Source organism: Flagellimonas oceanensis (genome assembly GCF_003992595.1).
Lineage (GTDB): Bacteria > Bacteroidota > Bacteroidia > Flavobacteriales > Flavobacteriaceae > Flagellimonas > Flagellimonas oceanensis.
This window is the reverse complement of the sequence record NZ_RZNA01000049.1, coordinates 202,167-217,954: the sequence shown is the minus strand read 5'-3', so window position 1 is coordinate 217,954 and position 15,788 is coordinate 202,167. Positions and strand designations below refer to the sequence as shown.

At 45.1% G+C, this 15,788-nt stretch carries 11 protein-coding genes; 9 read left to right on the top strand and 2 right to left on the bottom strand.

The window, feature by feature from the left end:
• Positions 1–6 precede the first annotated feature (6 nt).
• The 4 genes from EO132_RS16840 (at position 7) to EO132_RS16825 (ending at position 7,562) form a co-directional block, all read left to right on the top strand.
• Complete coding sequence (locus tag EO132_RS16840; RefSeq protein ID WP_470299672.1) at positions 7–4,482, top strand: translocation/assembly module TamB domain-containing protein; 4,476 nt, start codon at positions 7–9, stop codon at positions 4,480–4,482.
• Positions 4,483–4,626: 144 nt separating this feature from the next.
• Positions 4,627–5,613 (top strand): 6-phosphofructokinase, encoded by a 987-nt coding sequence (pfkA, locus tag EO132_RS16835; RefSeq protein WP_127138981.1) that lies wholly within the window; start codon positions 4,627–4,629, stop codon positions 5,611–5,613.
• A 22-nt stretch (positions 5,614–5,635) separates the two neighbouring features.
• Positions 5,636–6,637: a type I glyceraldehyde-3-phosphate dehydrogenase gene (gap, locus tag EO132_RS16830; RefSeq protein WP_127138980.1), complete on the top strand. Its 1,002-nt coding sequence runs from the start codon at positions 5,636–5,638 to the stop codon at positions 6,635–6,637.
• 73 nt (positions 6,638–6,710) lie between these two features.
• A complete protein-coding gene (locus EO132_RS16825) occupies positions 6,711–7,562 on the top strand; it encodes an N-acetylglucosamine kinase (RefSeq protein WP_127138979.1) in 852 nt (283 codons plus the stop codon).
• Here EO132_RS16825 and EO132_RS16820 read toward each other — a convergent pair.
• Both EO132_RS16820 and EO132_RS16815 read right to left on the bottom strand, forming a co-directional pair.
• Positions 7,555–7,935 (bottom strand): RidA family protein, encoded by a 381-nt coding sequence (locus tag EO132_RS16820; RefSeq protein ID WP_127138978.1) that lies wholly within the window; start codon positions 7,933–7,935, stop codon positions 7,555–7,557. The genes EO132_RS16825 and EO132_RS16820 overlap by 8 nt on opposite strands.
• Positions 7,936–7,981: 46 nt before the next feature.
• The gene (locus EO132_RS16815) at positions 7,982–10,672 is read right to left on the bottom strand and encodes a putative LPS assembly protein LptD (RefSeq protein ID WP_127138977.1); all 2,691 of its coding nucleotides are present in this window, start codon (positions 10,670–10,672) and stop codon (positions 7,982–7,984) included.
• 129 nt (positions 10,673–10,801) lie between these two features.
• On the opposite strand from EO132_RS16815, the gene EO132_RS16810 reads away from it, so the two are divergent.
• From EO132_RS16810 to EO132_RS16790, 5 genes are all read left to right on the top strand, one after another.
• Complete coding sequence (locus EO132_RS16810; protein WP_127138976.1) at positions 10,802–11,980, top strand: N-acetylmuramoyl-L-alanine amidase family protein; 1,179 nt, start codon at positions 10,802–10,804, stop codon at positions 11,978–11,980.
• Between the two features lie 66 nt (positions 11,981–12,046).
• On the top strand, positions 12,047–13,030 hold the full coding sequence (locus EO132_RS16805) for an MlaD family protein (RefSeq protein ID WP_127138975.1): 984 nt from the start codon (positions 12,047–12,049) through the stop codon (positions 13,028–13,030).
• Positions 13,031–14,356 carry a 4Fe-4S dicluster domain-containing protein gene (locus EO132_RS16800; protein ID WP_127138974.1) on the top strand — a complete coding sequence of 442 codons (1,326 nt, stop codon included), beginning with the start codon at positions 13,031–13,033 and terminating at the stop codon, positions 14,354–14,356.
• 10 nt (positions 14,357–14,366) lie between these two features.
• A complete protein-coding gene (locus tag EO132_RS16795) occupies positions 14,367–15,158 on the top strand; it encodes a (Fe-S)-binding protein (protein ID WP_127138973.1) in 792 nt (263 codons plus the stop codon).
• A gap of 56 nt (positions 15,159–15,214) precedes the next feature.
• Positions 15,215–15,697 carry an ABC transporter ATPase gene (locus tag EO132_RS16790; RefSeq protein ID WP_127138972.1) on the top strand — a complete coding sequence of 161 codons (483 nt, stop codon included), beginning with the start codon at positions 15,215–15,217 and terminating at the stop codon, positions 15,695–15,697.
• Positions 15,698–15,788 lie beyond the last annotated feature (91 nt).

Sequence of the window (15,788 nt, the reverse complement as noted above, 5' to 3'; positions counted from 1 at the left end):
AGCCCTATCAAAAAACTTCGTAAAATACTGTTGCGCATCCTGCTGGCCATCATCCTTATTTTGGTATTGGGTTCGCTGGTACTTTCCATTCCGGCCGTGCAGACCAGATTGGGCCGATATGCCACGGATACCTTGAACGAGGAGTTCGGGACCAATATACAGATTGAGCGAATCAGTATGTCCCTCTTCAACCTGAATGCGAACATCAAGGGCATTTATGTGGAGGATTACAGACTGGACACCCTTTTCCATATCCATAAATTATCCACGTCGATTCTCAATCTACGTAACATGGCCAACAATAAAATGGAGTTTGGTGGCATGGAGTTGGATGGACTGACCTTTAACCTGAAAACCTACGAGGGGGAGAAGGATACCAACTTGGATGTGTTCGTGGCCAAATTGGATGATGGTAAACCCCGCGCCCCGGGAACTCCACCATTTTTTCTTTCTTCAGATGAAATCGAAATACATAATGGAAAGTTCAGACTGATTGATGAAAATTTAGAGAAGCCCGAAGTATTGAATTTCTCTGAAATCGAGATCGCTTCACACGATTTCCAAATATTGGGGCCGGATGTTTCCCTGAAAATCGACGACCTTTCCACATTGGCCAAGCGCGGCATACGCTTGAAAAAACTGGCAACGGATTTCAAATATACCAAACAGCAGATGCGGTTTGATGATTTGCTCATCGATACCGAACAATCCGAACTGAAAGGAAATCTGGTGTTCAATTATGAACGGGAGGATTTGGCGGATTTCATCAATTTGGTGAACATCGATGCCAATTTCACGGAATCCTCCGTGTCTCTCAATGAAATCAATGCGTTTTACGATGAGTTTGGTCAAGATAAGACAGTGACCTTTACAGGGGGTTTCAGTGGAGTGCTCAATCAGCTCCAGGTGGATGATCTGTTTTTGTTCACTGACAATACGGGAATCCGAGGGGATTTCAGGTTCGATAATATGTTCAGTGAACATGCCCCCTTTGTGCTACGGGGCGATATCGACAACCTCACATCGAGTTATTATCAATTGAGAAGCATCTTGCCCAAGATTCTAGGGCGTAATATTCCTGAATCGGTCCAAAAGCTGGGGCAGTTCACCGTTCGTGGCGATGCTGAGATCACCGAAACCTCCATCGATGTTACCGTTAACCTGAACACTGCCGTGGGCGATAGCTACGTGGATCTGCAGATGACCAACGTACAGACCATAGACGAAGCCTCTTACATTGGTTTTATTTCCTTGATCGACTTTGACCTGGGCAGCTTTATTGAAAATGAAGACTTTGGACTGGCCTCAATGGACATGAACGTGGAAGGGAAAGGGTTTGTGGCAGAGAGCTTGAACACTGAAATCTCAGGGGATGTTTACAAATTCGAGTTCAACGACTACGAATACAATAAGATAAAGGTTTCGGGTGTTTTGAGGAACCAACTGTTCGACGGAGTTCTTTTGTGCAACGATGAAAACTTTAGGTTCGATTTTCAGGGATTGGCCAACTTTGGGGCACGGCAGAACAAGTTTAATTTCGTGGCCGCTGTGGACTATGCCGACCTAAAGAAACTGAACCTCATCAACGATAGTATTTCCATTTTCAAAGGTCATGTGGATATGGACATCGAGGGCAATAACCTGGATGATATGGCTGGGCAGCTTCAGTTTACCAATACAACCTATCAAAATATAAACGACACTTATTACTTTGAGGATTTCAGTGTGACCTCTTCCTTTGAACGCGACACTATCCGAACGGTGGAAATCAATTCCCCCGATATCATCACAGGCTATATGCGGGGAAGCTTCAAAGTGAACGAATTGGGCAAATTGGTCCAGAACTCCATTGGTAGCATTTATACCAACTACCAGCCCTTTGAGATTTCCGATAGGCAGTACCTGGATTTCAATTTCAAGATCTACAACAAGATCGTGGATGTTTTCGTGCCCGAGATCGCTTTTGACCCCAATACCTACATCAGGGGTTCCATTCAGGCGGACCAAAGTGACTTTAAACTTACCTTTAAATCGCCGAGTATTGAGGCCTTTGGCAATACCTTCGACAATATTGAGTTGAAAATAGACAACAAGAACCCGCTCTTCAACACTTTCGTATCGGTAAAGGATATGTCCACCGTCTACTACGATATCAAGGATTTCAGTCTGATCAATACCACAATCAAGGATACCCTCTTCTTTAGAACGGAATTCAAGGGGGGGAGCGAGTACAATGACAGCTATAACCTGAACTTTTACCATACTTTCAATCAAAATAACCGTTCCGTGATTGGACTCAAAAAATCCGATGTGAGTTTCAAGGGCAATACCTGGGTACTCAACAAAAACGGGAACAATAAGAACAAGGTGATCTTCAACAGTTCCCTGGACAGTATTCGGATAGAGGATGTGGTCATGGACAACAACAATGAGGAGCAGATTCGCTTGAGGGGGGAGTTCGCCGATTCCACTTATAAGGATATCGACCTTCAATTCAAATTGGTGTCCCTCGAGAAAATAACGCCCGCCATTGACAGCTTGAAAATGAACGGGCAAGTGGACGGTTTTCTCAATATTTTACAGAAAGATGGTAACTACCTCCCCACGTCCAGTCTGAACATCCAAAATTTCAGTGTCAATGAACTGCGCATGGGCGATTTGGAAGTCGGGATCTATGGAAACAACGACCTTACGGAATTCGGGGTGAGCACATGGCTTATCGATGACGACAAGGAACGTATGAGCATCAATGGTAAGGTTACCAATATTAATGATAAGCAAGAACTCGATTTAACGGCCAATTTCACGGATTTTGCCTTAGAGCCCTTTAGGCCCTTGGGGGAGGAGATCATTTCCAATATCAGGGGCAAGGTCAGTGGGGACGCCGTGGTCAAAGGGGATGTCAACAACCCCTCCATCAACGGCTTGTTGACCCTGAACGATGCGGGTCTTGGAATCCCATACCTGAACGTGGACTACGACTTTGCGCCACGTTCCCAGGTCCGGCTTTTCGACCAAACCTTCTATTTTGAAAATGTAGAACTGTCGGATGTGGAAGAGGGCACTACCGCAATCTTGGACGGTACCATAAGCCACACAGGTTTTGATGATTGGTACCTGGGCCTTGATTTGGATACCCAAAACGACCGTTTTATGATCCTCAATACCGAATACGATGAGGAATCCCTGTACTACGGTACTGGATTTATCAATGGTACGGGAAGTATCTATGGCCCGACCGATGCCCTGACCATCTCCGTGGATGCCACCACGGCAAGAGGCTCTTCACTCAAGATTCCTTTGAGCGATGTGACCAGCGTTGGGGATTACTCCTTTATCAACTTTATAGAAAAGGACGGGACGGGTTCCTTTGAGGAAGAGCGTGTTTTGGAGGATTACCAAGGATTGGAAATGGCCTTTGACCTTGCTGTGACCCCTGAAGCCGAAGTGGAGATCGTGGTGGACCAAACCACGGGTAGTTCCCTGAAGGGAACAGGAGAGGGGATTTTATTGATAGAAATCAATACGAACGGAAAGTTCAATATGTACGGGGACTTTGTTGTGGTTACCGGAGAGTACAACTTTAAATATGGAGGGGTGATCGATAAGAAGTTCAAAGTGCGCCCCGGGGGCACCATTCTTTGGGAGCAGGATCCCTTGGCCGCCCAATTGAATTTGGAAGCGGTATACGAACTCAATGCCAATCCAGCACCGCTATTGGACAATGCTGGATATCGGGGAAGAATACCCACCGAAGTTGTCGTTCGCCTGGATGGGGAACTGGAAAGTCCCAACATCAACTTTGGGATTGAATTTCCAGGAACCAATTCCGTGGTACAGTCCGAGTTGGAATATCGACTACAGGATCCTACCATTAAGGAAAGGAACGCCTTTTTCCTGTTGGCCCAAGGCACTTTCGTCAACCCGCAATCCGGCGGTATCAACCAGCAGGCCGTTACTGGAAACCTTATACAGACAGCCTCAGGGCTCTTCAATCAAATTTTGTCCGGCAATAACGACAAACTTAATTTTGGGGTCTCTTATGAGCAAGGCTATAACGATCCCAATGCTGACATAGCCACGGAAGATAGAATAGGGGTAACGGTTTCCACCCAGTTGTCCGATCGTATTTTGGTCAATGGAAGGGTAGGGGTGCCGGTAGGTGGTGTATCCGAAACCGTGGTGGCAGGTGATGTCGAGGTACAGGTATTGTTGAACGATGAGGGAACATTGAGCGCCAAGATTTTCAATAGGGAAAATCAAATACAACAATTTTTGGCTGAAAGACAGGGATATACCCAAGGAGTGGGCCTATCCTATCAAGTTGATTTTGACAGTTTCAAGGAGTTGATGCACAAGGTCTTCAACAAAAAAGAAAAGGAAGAAAAAAAGGAAGGGCCATCCAGTGAAAACCAACCTGCACAGGTCATGGGAAAAGATAGCTTGATCCGTTTTTCGGAAAAGCCGATAAACCGCCCATAATCAATCCACTAAATTTTATATTTTTAAGGGTTTTTGTATTAATTTATTACGAAAACGTTTGAGGGAGCCCTTTAAAACAAATAAATTATTAAGATATTCAAAATATGAATAAAGTTTCCTAGCTTTGATCTCTTAAAAATTTGAATGGCTTCAGAAATTAAAAAAATAGGGGTTTTTACCTCTGGCGGAGACTCTCCAGGAATGAATGCCGCGATTCGTTCCGTTGTCCGTACTTGCGCATATTTGAACATTGAATGTGTTGGTATCTATCGAGGTTACCAAGGTATGATGGAAGGTGATTTCAAGACCTTGGATGCCCGTAGCGTGAACAACATCATCAATAAGGGAGGTACCATTTTGAAGTCCGCCCGTTGTGATGAATTCAGGACCAAGGAAGGAAGGAAGAAAGCATACGACCAATTGACCAAGGAAGGTATCGAGGCCTTTGTGGTCATCGGGGGAAATGGAAGCTTTACCGGGGCCCTTTTGTTTACCGAGGAATTTGATTTCCCGGTCATAGGGATTCCAGGGACCATTGATAACGATATTTTAGGGTCATCCTTTACCATTGGTTTCGATACAGCGATCAATACCGTTGTGGATGCCATCGATAAAATCCGTGATACGGCAAGTTCCCACAACCGCCTCTTTTTTGTTGAGGTCATGGGTAGGGATGTTGGCCATATCGCATTGAATGCAGGCGTAGGAGCCGGTGCGGAGGAAATCTTGATACCAGAGCAGAACCTTGGACTGGAACGGTTGTTGGATTCCCTGAAGCGAAGTAAGGCTTCCGGAAAGTCCTCCAGTATCGTGATTGTTGCCGAAGGCGATAAGATCGGTAAAAATGTTTTTGAACTGAAAGAATATGTAGAGGAGCATTTGCCCATTTACGATGTGCGGGTGTCTGTATTGGGACACATGCAGCGTGGCGGTAACCCAACCTGTTTTGACCGTGTTTTGGCAAGTAGGATGGGAGTGAAGGCCGTAGAGAGTATATTGGAAGGCAAATCAAATCAAATGGTGGGTATCAGGGATACCAAATTGGTACTTACCCCATTGGCCGAGGCCATAAAGGCACATACGGAAATCGACGAAGAACTCATTAGAGTTTCGGATATAATGACAACTTAATGTAAATATAAAACAGTAGAACATGTCAAATTTGAAAATAGGAATCAACGGATTCGGTAGAATTGGAAGGTTGGTATTTAGGGCAACCGTAAGCAGGGACAACGTAGATGTTGTGGCCATCAATGATTTGTTGGATGTAGACCATCTTGCTTATTTGTTGGAGTACGATTCGGTACACGGTAAGTTCGATGGGACTATCGAGGTAAAGGATGGTAATCTTGTAGTAAACGGAAAAACGATCAGGGTAACTGCTGAGCGTGATCCAAAAAACTTGAAGTGGGACGAAGTGGGCGCTGAAATCGTTGCCGAGTGTACCGGTATCTTCACTACTTTGGATATGGCCCAGAGCCACATCGACGGAGGAGCCAAGAAAGTGGTGATCTCCGCGCCATCCAAAGATGCCCCAATGTTTGTAATGGGTGTTAACCACAAGGACGTGAAAGCTACGGACACCATCATTTCAAACGCTTCTTGTACAACTAACTGTTTGGCACCTATTGCCAAGGTACTTAACGACAAGTTCGGTATCGAGGAGGCTTTGATGACCACCATCCACGCTTCCACATCCACACAGTTTACCGTGGATTCCCCATCCAGAAAAAATTTCAGATTGGGTCGTTCCGCGATGTTGAACATCATTCCAACGTCAACAGGAGCAGCAAAAGCTGTTGGTAAGGTAATTACCGATCTTGATGGTAAACTAACTGGAATGGCATTTAGGGTTCCTACTGCTGATGTTTCTGTGGTGGACCTTACGGCAAGATTGGAAAAAGAGACTTCCTACGACGAGATTAAGAAAGCGATGAAAGAAGCTTCTGAAGGAGAATTGGCCGGTATTTTGGGCTATACTGATGAAGATGTGGTTTCCCAAGACTTCGTTGGGGATGCCAGAACAAGTATCTTCGATGCAGAGGCCGGAATCGAATTGAGTTCCAAGTTCTTCAAAGTGGTATCTTGGTACGATAACGAAACAGGTTATTCCAACAAATTGGTTGATTTGGCACTGCACGCAGCTAGCCTATAATTTTTATCTCATAAATTTTTATCCTGAAGGGCGGACCCCGCTCTTCAGGATTTCAATATAATAATCTCGACGTATGGTTTTAATTGTGGATAGTGGTGCCACGAAATCCGATTGGATTGCCCTGGACGAAAAAGGGGAGCAGTTGTTTGTAACCCAAACTTTGGGCCTTAGCCCAGAGGTGCTGACCAAAGAAGTGATAGAGGACCGGTTGGCCAACAATTTTGAACTTTCCAAAAACAAGGACAAAGTACGTCAGTTGTATTTCTACGGGGCCGGATGCGGGACCGATAGAATGAAGAATTTCCTGAAATCCATTTTCAAGGATTTCTTCCCAAATGCCAAGGCAGAGGTTCGAGAAGATACCTATGCGGCAATTTACTCCACCACAAAGATTGGCAAACAAGGTATCGTTTGTATTCTGGGAACAGGTTCCAACTGCAGTTATTACGATGGGCATCAATTGATTCAGAAAGTAACCTCTTTGGGATATATCCTAATGGACGATGGCAGTGGTAATTTCTTCGGAAGAAAACTCATCAGGGATTATTATTTCCATAAAATGCCACAGGACCTTGGAATGAAATTCGCCAAGGAATACGATCTGGATGCAGATGTGATCAAAGAACATCTCTACAAGCAGCCCAACCCCAATACCTATTTGGCCACTTTTGCCAGATTTATCATCGAGAACAAAGAGCACCCGTACTGTAAGGGCGTGATTGAAAAAGGACTACAACAGTTCGTCAACAATTACATCATGCAATACGAATTGGCCACTAAAGTGCCTGTGAGCTTTGTGGGCAGTATAGCACATTTCCTACGAGATGAACTTACCGCCTGTTTGGAGCGAAACGATTTGATTTTAGGTGTTATCCGCAGAAGGCCCATCGAAGGTCTCGTGGAATTTCACAGGGAGACTATTTAACCGCTATCATCGATATTTCCACACGGACAAACTTCGGAAGGTTCGCAACCTCCACGGTTTCCCTTGCCGGAGCGGTATCGGCATCAAAATAAGTTCCATAAACCTCATTGATTTGGGCAAACTGGTTCATGTCCTTTATAAAAATAGAGGACTTGATCACATGCTCAAAAGTCATCCCGGCCTCTTCCAGAATGGCCCTTAGGTTTTCCATGGACTGTTTGGTCTCGGCCTTTATGTCTCCCTCCACCAATTTCCCGGTTGCCGGATCGATGGGTATCTGTCCGGAAATATAGAGTGTATCCTTGATAAGGACCGCTTGGTTGTACGGACCGATCGGAGCCGGAGCCTTTGAGGTATGTATTATTTTCTTCATGTTTCGAATTTTGAAGGATGAAGGTAACGAATAAAAGCAATAGCTACTAGCGCTGACTTCTGTTTTCCCATTTGAGGTCTTGCAAAATAGAGCTTCTTATCCCTATGAAAAAGTACCAGCGCTCATATCGGCCGAAAGGGGTCCAGTCAAAACTGAGGTGAAAGCTTCCAAGCTCCCGTTTAAAGGCAAATCGGGTATCGGTAAAGCCCTTGTTCTTTAAATCGTAGCCCGAGTTGAAACCGACCTCCCATTTGGGCGTGAGCTGTACGTTGCCCGAGAACATCAATGAGTGGTTGGTAATTTCACTTTGTCGGTTATTGTTGTTGTACGAAGCCACATAGGTAAAGCGGGCATCCCAGGGGAGTTTGTTGTTGTAGATGGGTTGGTCTTCGTCTGTATCATCGTCATTACGCCTCCTGTTGTTTCCCCTGTCAAAATTAGATCGTTCCCCCCTTACATCATCCATGGCAAACGGGTTGTCACTGAAATTTGACTGCCTTTCCTCATCATCCATTTCCTTTGCACCTCCCTTTTGGAACATTTCACTGTTCAGGGAAAAACCGGTATTTATTCTGGCAGAGGTCAAACGGGCAAGGCCCCCACCGTTTTTGATGTTCAATGTGTTGATTCTCCTTCCGTTGTTGTCGATCGCGTAGGGGTCAAAGGAGGCGGCGAAGTTGATGGGCACGTTCTTGATGATCTCCGTGGCACCGCTCATACTTATGGGGCTCAATCTAAGGGAATCGGCCTCAAGGTTATAGCTTGCAGAAAAGGAGAGGTTGCTCAGTATCTTGACTTTTTTGGGTTCGGTGGCCGTTGAATCCTTGTCCCTGACCTTGGCCTCCAATGAGTTTTGAAGGCTGAAACTAAGGGAGCTTCCCTTGTTCAGCGAAGGCCTGCCATAAATACTGGTTTCATAAGGGGTGTATTCCACTTCCTCGCCATCCCCATCCACATAGGACTCATAAAACTGCTCAAAAGAAGGCGTGTAGCTATAACTGATGGATGGTCGCATCACGTGTCGCAGCGCCTGTATCTTTTTATCTTCGCCTCGATTCCAAGTTCCATAGACCGTTGTCCCTATACTGGTACCAAAACTATATCGGTTGAAGCGGTCGAAGCCGGCAATGGTATCGGTAACCACTTCTTCCCTTTCTTCATCATAGCTTCGGCGAATGGTCTCCATGGTCCATACATCCTCGTAGTTTCCGTTTAAGCTCACACTGAGGTATTTGGCCAGCTTGAAGTTGGTGGCCACCGGGATTCTGTGACGGGCACCTATTCTTGCATCATCGAACATCCCGCTTTTAAAGAAGTTTTCCTCCGTGGTGGTAATGCTGTTCTGTGCATTGACATCGTATTGGAAGTTGATGTTCTCGAAAACCCCTTTTTTGACCGCGTCCCGCTTTACAAAAGGGTAAATACGTTCCATACTGGCCTGAAAGGTGGGCAAGGACATATTGATGGTCTGTGTCCTGGAGTTCTGGGTATGGCTTACTGTTAAACTTGTGTTTACCGATGGATAGGCAGGAAAGGTCTTGGAATAACTTATGGAGGAGGCAAAGGTATTGGTCTGCGAATTGTTCCTGTTGACCTGGTTCAGTGAGTTGGTGTAATACTGACTGGACCCCAAGTTGACCGATGCCGAGAACCTGGAATTTGGACTGGCCTTCGTATCCTGGGAGTGTGAAATCCGGATGTTGTAATTGCTCGTCCGACTGTAATCATCAAACCCTTTTTGGCTGGTCACCAGATTTTCGTAACTGATGTTGATATTGCCCTTGAACTTATACCGTTTGGAGTAAATGGATCTTCCCTGCAGGCCATAACTACCGTTGGTATAGTAATCCCCTGTGACACTCAGGTCCACATAGTCGCTAATGGGCAGGTAGTACCCACCGTTTTGGATGAAATACCCCCTTCTGGGATCGTTTCCGAAGGTGGGGAACAATATTCCCGCCACTCTCCCGGTGGTTAATGGGAAATAGGCAAATGGTAGGGCTATGGGGGTGGGCACATCCATGATGTACATATTACTGTAGCCGGCAATGATCTTCTTTTTGGGGACGAACTTGGCCTTTCTTATCCTGATATAATAGTCGGGGTTCACCGTATCCTTGGAAGTGGTCAGTTTTCCCTCATTCAGGAAATAGACCGAGTCGTTCTCCTTCTTGGTCTTCTCCGCATAAACCTTCATGGCATCACTTCCCAATTGTCCCAGACCCGCTTCCTGTTCGGTCCTGGAGTTCCATATCAATGCCTTTTCGGTATCGAAATTAAAGCGGATGGAATCGGGGCGAACTTCTTGACTCCCTTGTTTGAAATAGGGCAATTGGGAATAATTGCCCAAGGAATCCTTCATCCGTCCGGCATAGACCTCATTGGTAACGTAGTCCATGACGATCACACCTGCTTTGAGCTCGGTATCCTGATAATAGATCTCGGCTTCGTTGTACAGATAGATTTTATGGTCTTTTTGGCTGAGTTTTACGTAATCCTTCGCTTTGTATTGAATGTTGTCCAACAGTAAAGGTTGCTTTTTTGGCACAGTATCTGTTTGGATGGAATCGGTCCTGATGGAATCGTTGAGAATGTTCGGGGGGAGCAAAGGAGCATAGATCGTGTCCTTGATAGCCTTAATGGGCAAAGGTGTAATTGGATCTTCCTGAGCACTTAAAGTAGCGATGCCACAAAGAAGAACAAATAGGAAAAGTGAAAGATGTTTATTTGGTTGCAACGTGATAAATCCTATTTTTGTGCTAGTCGGCCCAGTTTTTGGGGTCAAACTTACATATATTTTTTGTTCTACTAATTGGGGATTACAATATTTTTAACCAATTCGGAACGCTATAATTACTCAGTTCTTATGAATAAAAGCCGGTTGACATTTTTAGTTTTTCTACTACTGGTCCTCCCTTTGACCTCTTTCAACAAAAATGATACCGAGGTTCAACTCAAGGATAAATTTGTCGTTGTTTTGGATGCGGGCCATGGTGGACATGACCCTGGAAACATCGGAAACGGCTATCTGGAGAAGAAAATAGCGCTGGCCATTGTGCTCAACGTGGGAAAGGAACTCGAGAAGCATCCGGATATAAAAGTGGTGTACACCCGTGACGATGATACTTTTGTAGACCTGTTCGAGCGTGGCGAAATAGCCAATCAGGCCAATGCCGATCTTTTTGTGTCGGTGCACTGTAATGCCCATAATTCGGATGCCTACGGAACTGAGACCTATGTGTTGGGGCTTCATGCCAACCGTCAAAACTTTGAAGTGGCCAAAAAGGAAAACTCCGTGATCTATCTGGAGGATGATTACGAACAGCGCTATGCGGAGTATGATATCAACTCCCCGGAGTCCGTCATCGGGCTGACCATCATGCAGGAGGAATTTTTGGATCAAAGCATTCAGTTGGGCAAGAAGCTCCAAGATAATTTTACCAAGGGCCTCAGGCGTAAAGACAGAAAAGTAAAGCAAGCAGGGTTCATTGTCCTGCACCAGACCTTTATGCCCAGTGTTTTGGTGGAAGCAGGCTTTTTGACCAATAAAAACGAGGGAAGCTACCTGAACTCCAAAAAAGGGCAGAATGAAATGGGAACCGCCATAGCCAATGCCGTCATTGCCTATAAAGAAGATATGGGGTTCACGGCATCTCCGGTTACAAATAACCCAAAAATTGAAGATACCAAGGTCGATGTGGATATAAAGGAGGAGGCTCCAAAAGAAGAAGTGGTTGAAGCGGACCCCCCGAAACAAACCAACGAAAAACCTGTCGATAAGGTCCAGGAATCAGGCGTGGTCTTTAAAGTACAGTTGATGGCCAGCGGAAAAAACATTGCTTTGGAGAGAAGTAACTTCAATGGCTTGAGCGAACTGTCCAGGGAACCCTACAAAAATATGTTCCGATATATGTACGGTAACGCAAGTACCTTCGAGGCTGCCAAGAAATTAAAACAGGATGCCGATGCCAAGGGATATACCACATCGTATATCGTGGCCTATAAAAATGGGGTAAGGGTTCCAATCACGGATGCATTGAAGTAGAATCATTTCAAAAAGCACTCTTGTTATAATTATTCCTAAATTTGTTCAAACCATAAACCGAATCTTTTGAAACTATCCAGGGAAATTAAAACTGGGATTATTGTAGTCGCGGGAATCGCGGCCTTTATTTTTGGGCTGAGCTACTTGAAATCCTCTCCTCTTTTTGAGAACAATAAGACATTTTATGCTGTATACGATGATGTCGGTGGGCTTCAACCCGGTACCCAGGTCTCCATCAATGGATTCAATGTGGGCAATGTGACCGATATCGGTTTCAAGGACGGCTCGGGGAAGCTGTTGGTCACACTTACGGTCAACAACGATTTTGAATTTTCCGAAAACAGCATAGCTGAACTATTTGATACGGGCATCATCGGTGGAAAAGCCGTCCAGATCGTTCCTGTTTTTGATCAGGCCCCACAGGCAAAGTCCGGGGATACCTTGCAGTCCAAGATAAAACCGGGAATCACGGAATTGGTGCAACAGAAGCTAACCCCTTTACAAATGAAGGTTGAAGGTGCGGTGTCCAATGCGGATTCCCTATTGATGAACGTCAATCAGATATTGGACGACCCAACAAAGAAACAACTTCAGGAAACCATAGTCTCTTTGAACCAATTGGTCAAATCATTCAAAGGAAGCGCCGATAACTTGAATGCATTGTTGGAGAACAACAAAGTGCAATTGGACAGTTCTTTGAAAAATGTGAACCACATTACCTCCAATTTCTCCAAACTTTCAGACTCCTTGGTCAATGCCGATTTGGGCGGAACCTTGGCAGAATTCCAGAGCACTGTTACTAAATTGAACGGAATCCTCGCCAAAATCGAGGAGGGCGAAGGTTCTTTGGGCAAGTTGCACAAGGATGATGCACTCTATAATAACTTGGCCGAGGCATCAAGAGAGCTGGATTTACTGTTGCAGGACTTTAGACTGAATCCAAAGCGGTACGTCAACGTTTCCGTCTTTGGCAAAAAACAAAAGGACTACACCCTTCCAGAGAACGATCCCGCTGAGCGGGATTCCATTCAACAAAAAGAAAATCAATAGATGGACTACTTACCCAACATCATATTTGCCGTGGCCCTTATCCTGGGCATTGGTTTTTTTGCCCGTAACGTAAAAAAGCTGTCTCGAAACATCAAGCTTGGTAAAGATGTTGATGTAAGCGATAACAAAGGGCAACGATGGAAAAACATGGCAAAAATTGCCCTAGGGCAAACAAAGATGGTGGTTAGGCCCATAGCCGGTTTGATGCACGTAATCGTTTATGTGGGCTTCATCATTATCAATATTGAGGTGTTGGAAATCATGCTGGATGGTATTTTAGGAACACACCGATTGTTTTCGCCTTTGGGTGCCGTGTATGATTTCTTGATAGGCTCCTTTGAAATCCTTGCACTTTTGGTCATCGTGGCCGTAGTCGTATTCTGGATCAGAAGAAATATCATCAGGATACAGCGGTTCATTAAGCCCGAAATGAAGGGCTGGCCCAAAACAGATGGGAACTTGATTCTTTATATTGAGTTTGTATTGATGCTTTTGTTCTTGACCATGAACGCTGCGGATTACCAATTGCAACAGTTGGGGGCCGAGCACTATGCGCAGGCAGGGGCATTTCCCGTAAGTCAGTTTATTGTGCCTTTGTTGGAAGGACTATCGGAATCTTCTTTGGTGATGGTGGAACGTACAGCGTGGTGGTTGCATATTTTGGGCATCCTGGCTTTTTTGAACTACCTCTATTATTCAAAACACCTTCATATCCTTTTGGCGTTCCCGAACACCTATTATGGAAAAACAAAGCCCCAGGGGCAATTCAATAATGTAGCTTCGGTGACCAAGGAGGTAAAATTGATGATGGATCCCGATGCCGACCCTTTTGCCGCTCCAGCAGAGGACGATGGTGCAGAGCCGGAAAAATTCGGTGCTTCCGATGTGATGGATTTGAACTGGGTACAGTTGCTCAATGCCTATACGTGTACCGAATGTGGTCGTTGTACTTCGGAATGTCCCGCCAATCAGACCGGAAAAAAATTATCGCCACGTAAGATCATGATGGACACCCGTGACCGATTGGAAGAAGTAGGAAAGAACATCGATGCCAACAAGGGCGAGTTTGTTCCTGACGGTAAACAGTTATTGGGCGATTATATCAGTCCTGAGGAATTATGGGCATGTACCACATGTAATGCCTGTGTGCAAGCCTGTCCCGTGAGCATTGACCCCTTGTCCATTATCGTGGAGATGAGAAGGTATCTGGTCATGGAGCAATCCGCAGCACCAATGGAACTGAACAACATGATGTCCAATATTGAGAACAACGGAGCACCATGGCCATACAATCAAATGGACCGTTTAAACTGGGTTAACGAATAAATCAAGAAGGATGAGCGAACAACTGAAGGTCAAGACCATGCAGGAGTTTATGGCGGAAGGAAAACAGCCGGAAATATTGTTCTGGGTGGGTTCTGCCGGGAGTTACGATGATCGTGCCAAAAAAATAACAAGGGCCTTTGTGAAGTTATTGAACAAGGCCGAAGTGGATTTCGCTGTTTTGGGTACCGAGGAAAGCTCAACCGGGGACGTGGCCAAAAGGGCAGGAAATGAATTTTTGTTCCAGATGCAGGCGATGATGAACATTGAACTGTTGAACGGTTATGAGATCAAAAGAATAGTGACCTGTGATCCACATTCATTCAACACCATTAAAAACGAGTACCCCGGTCTGGGAGGCAATTATGACGTGATTCACCATACCCAATATCTAAAAGAACTTATTGACAATGGTCGGTTGACCCTCTCAGGGGAAGGGTACAAGGGCAAACGAATCACTTTTCACGACCCTTGCTATTTGGGAAGGGCCAATTCAGTTTTTGACGCCCCAAGGGAAGTACTCGCCAAATCCAATGCGGAGTTGGTGGAAATGAAACGCCACAAGAAGACCGCCCTGTGTTGCGGTGCGGGAGGTGCGCAAATGTTCAAGGAACCCGAAAAAGGGGACATGGACGTGAATGTACTGCGTACCAAGGATGCGTTGGAGACCAGCCCGAACATCATTGCCACGGGATGTCCGTATTGCAATACGATGATGACCGATGGAATCAAGGCCCATGAAAAAGAAGATAGTGTGACCGTTTTGGATGTGGCCGAGGTATTGGCGAACTCCCAAGGGTTATAGTCTTAATTTACGAATATCAGGTCGAGAGCAGTCGAGACCAAAATGAATAAAAAAATATGCTAGCGGATTTTAATGAATTACCTGATCACTCCAGAATTTGGATTTATCAGGCCAATAGGAGTTTTACCGAGGAAGAATTACAGGAATTGGAGGAGAGCCTAACGGCATTCCTAACGGAATGGACCGCTCATGGTAGTGATTTACATGCGGGGTTCGAAATAAAATACAAACGGTTCATTGTGATTGGATTGGACCAGACCAATGCCAGTGCATCTGGCTGTTCCATTGATGCATCCGTGCATTTCATACAAAGTTTGGAACAAAAGTATAAGGTGGAGCTGTTGGATAGAATGAACGTTTCCTTTAAACAAGGGGAATATATCGCTTACAAGCCCCTAAAGGATTTCAAAAAGATGGCCAAGGCCAAATCGGTTTCCGCGAACACCATTGTGTTCAATAATCTGGTGGCGACAAAACAGGAATATCTTGAAAATTGGGAGGTTCCAGCAAGTGAAAGTTGGCACGCTCGATTTGTATAGTAAAACGCTTAATTTATCTTAATTTGCATACGTTCTTCGATGAAATGCAATATTTTTATTGGCACTAAGTTCAGGTCATAGACACCATATT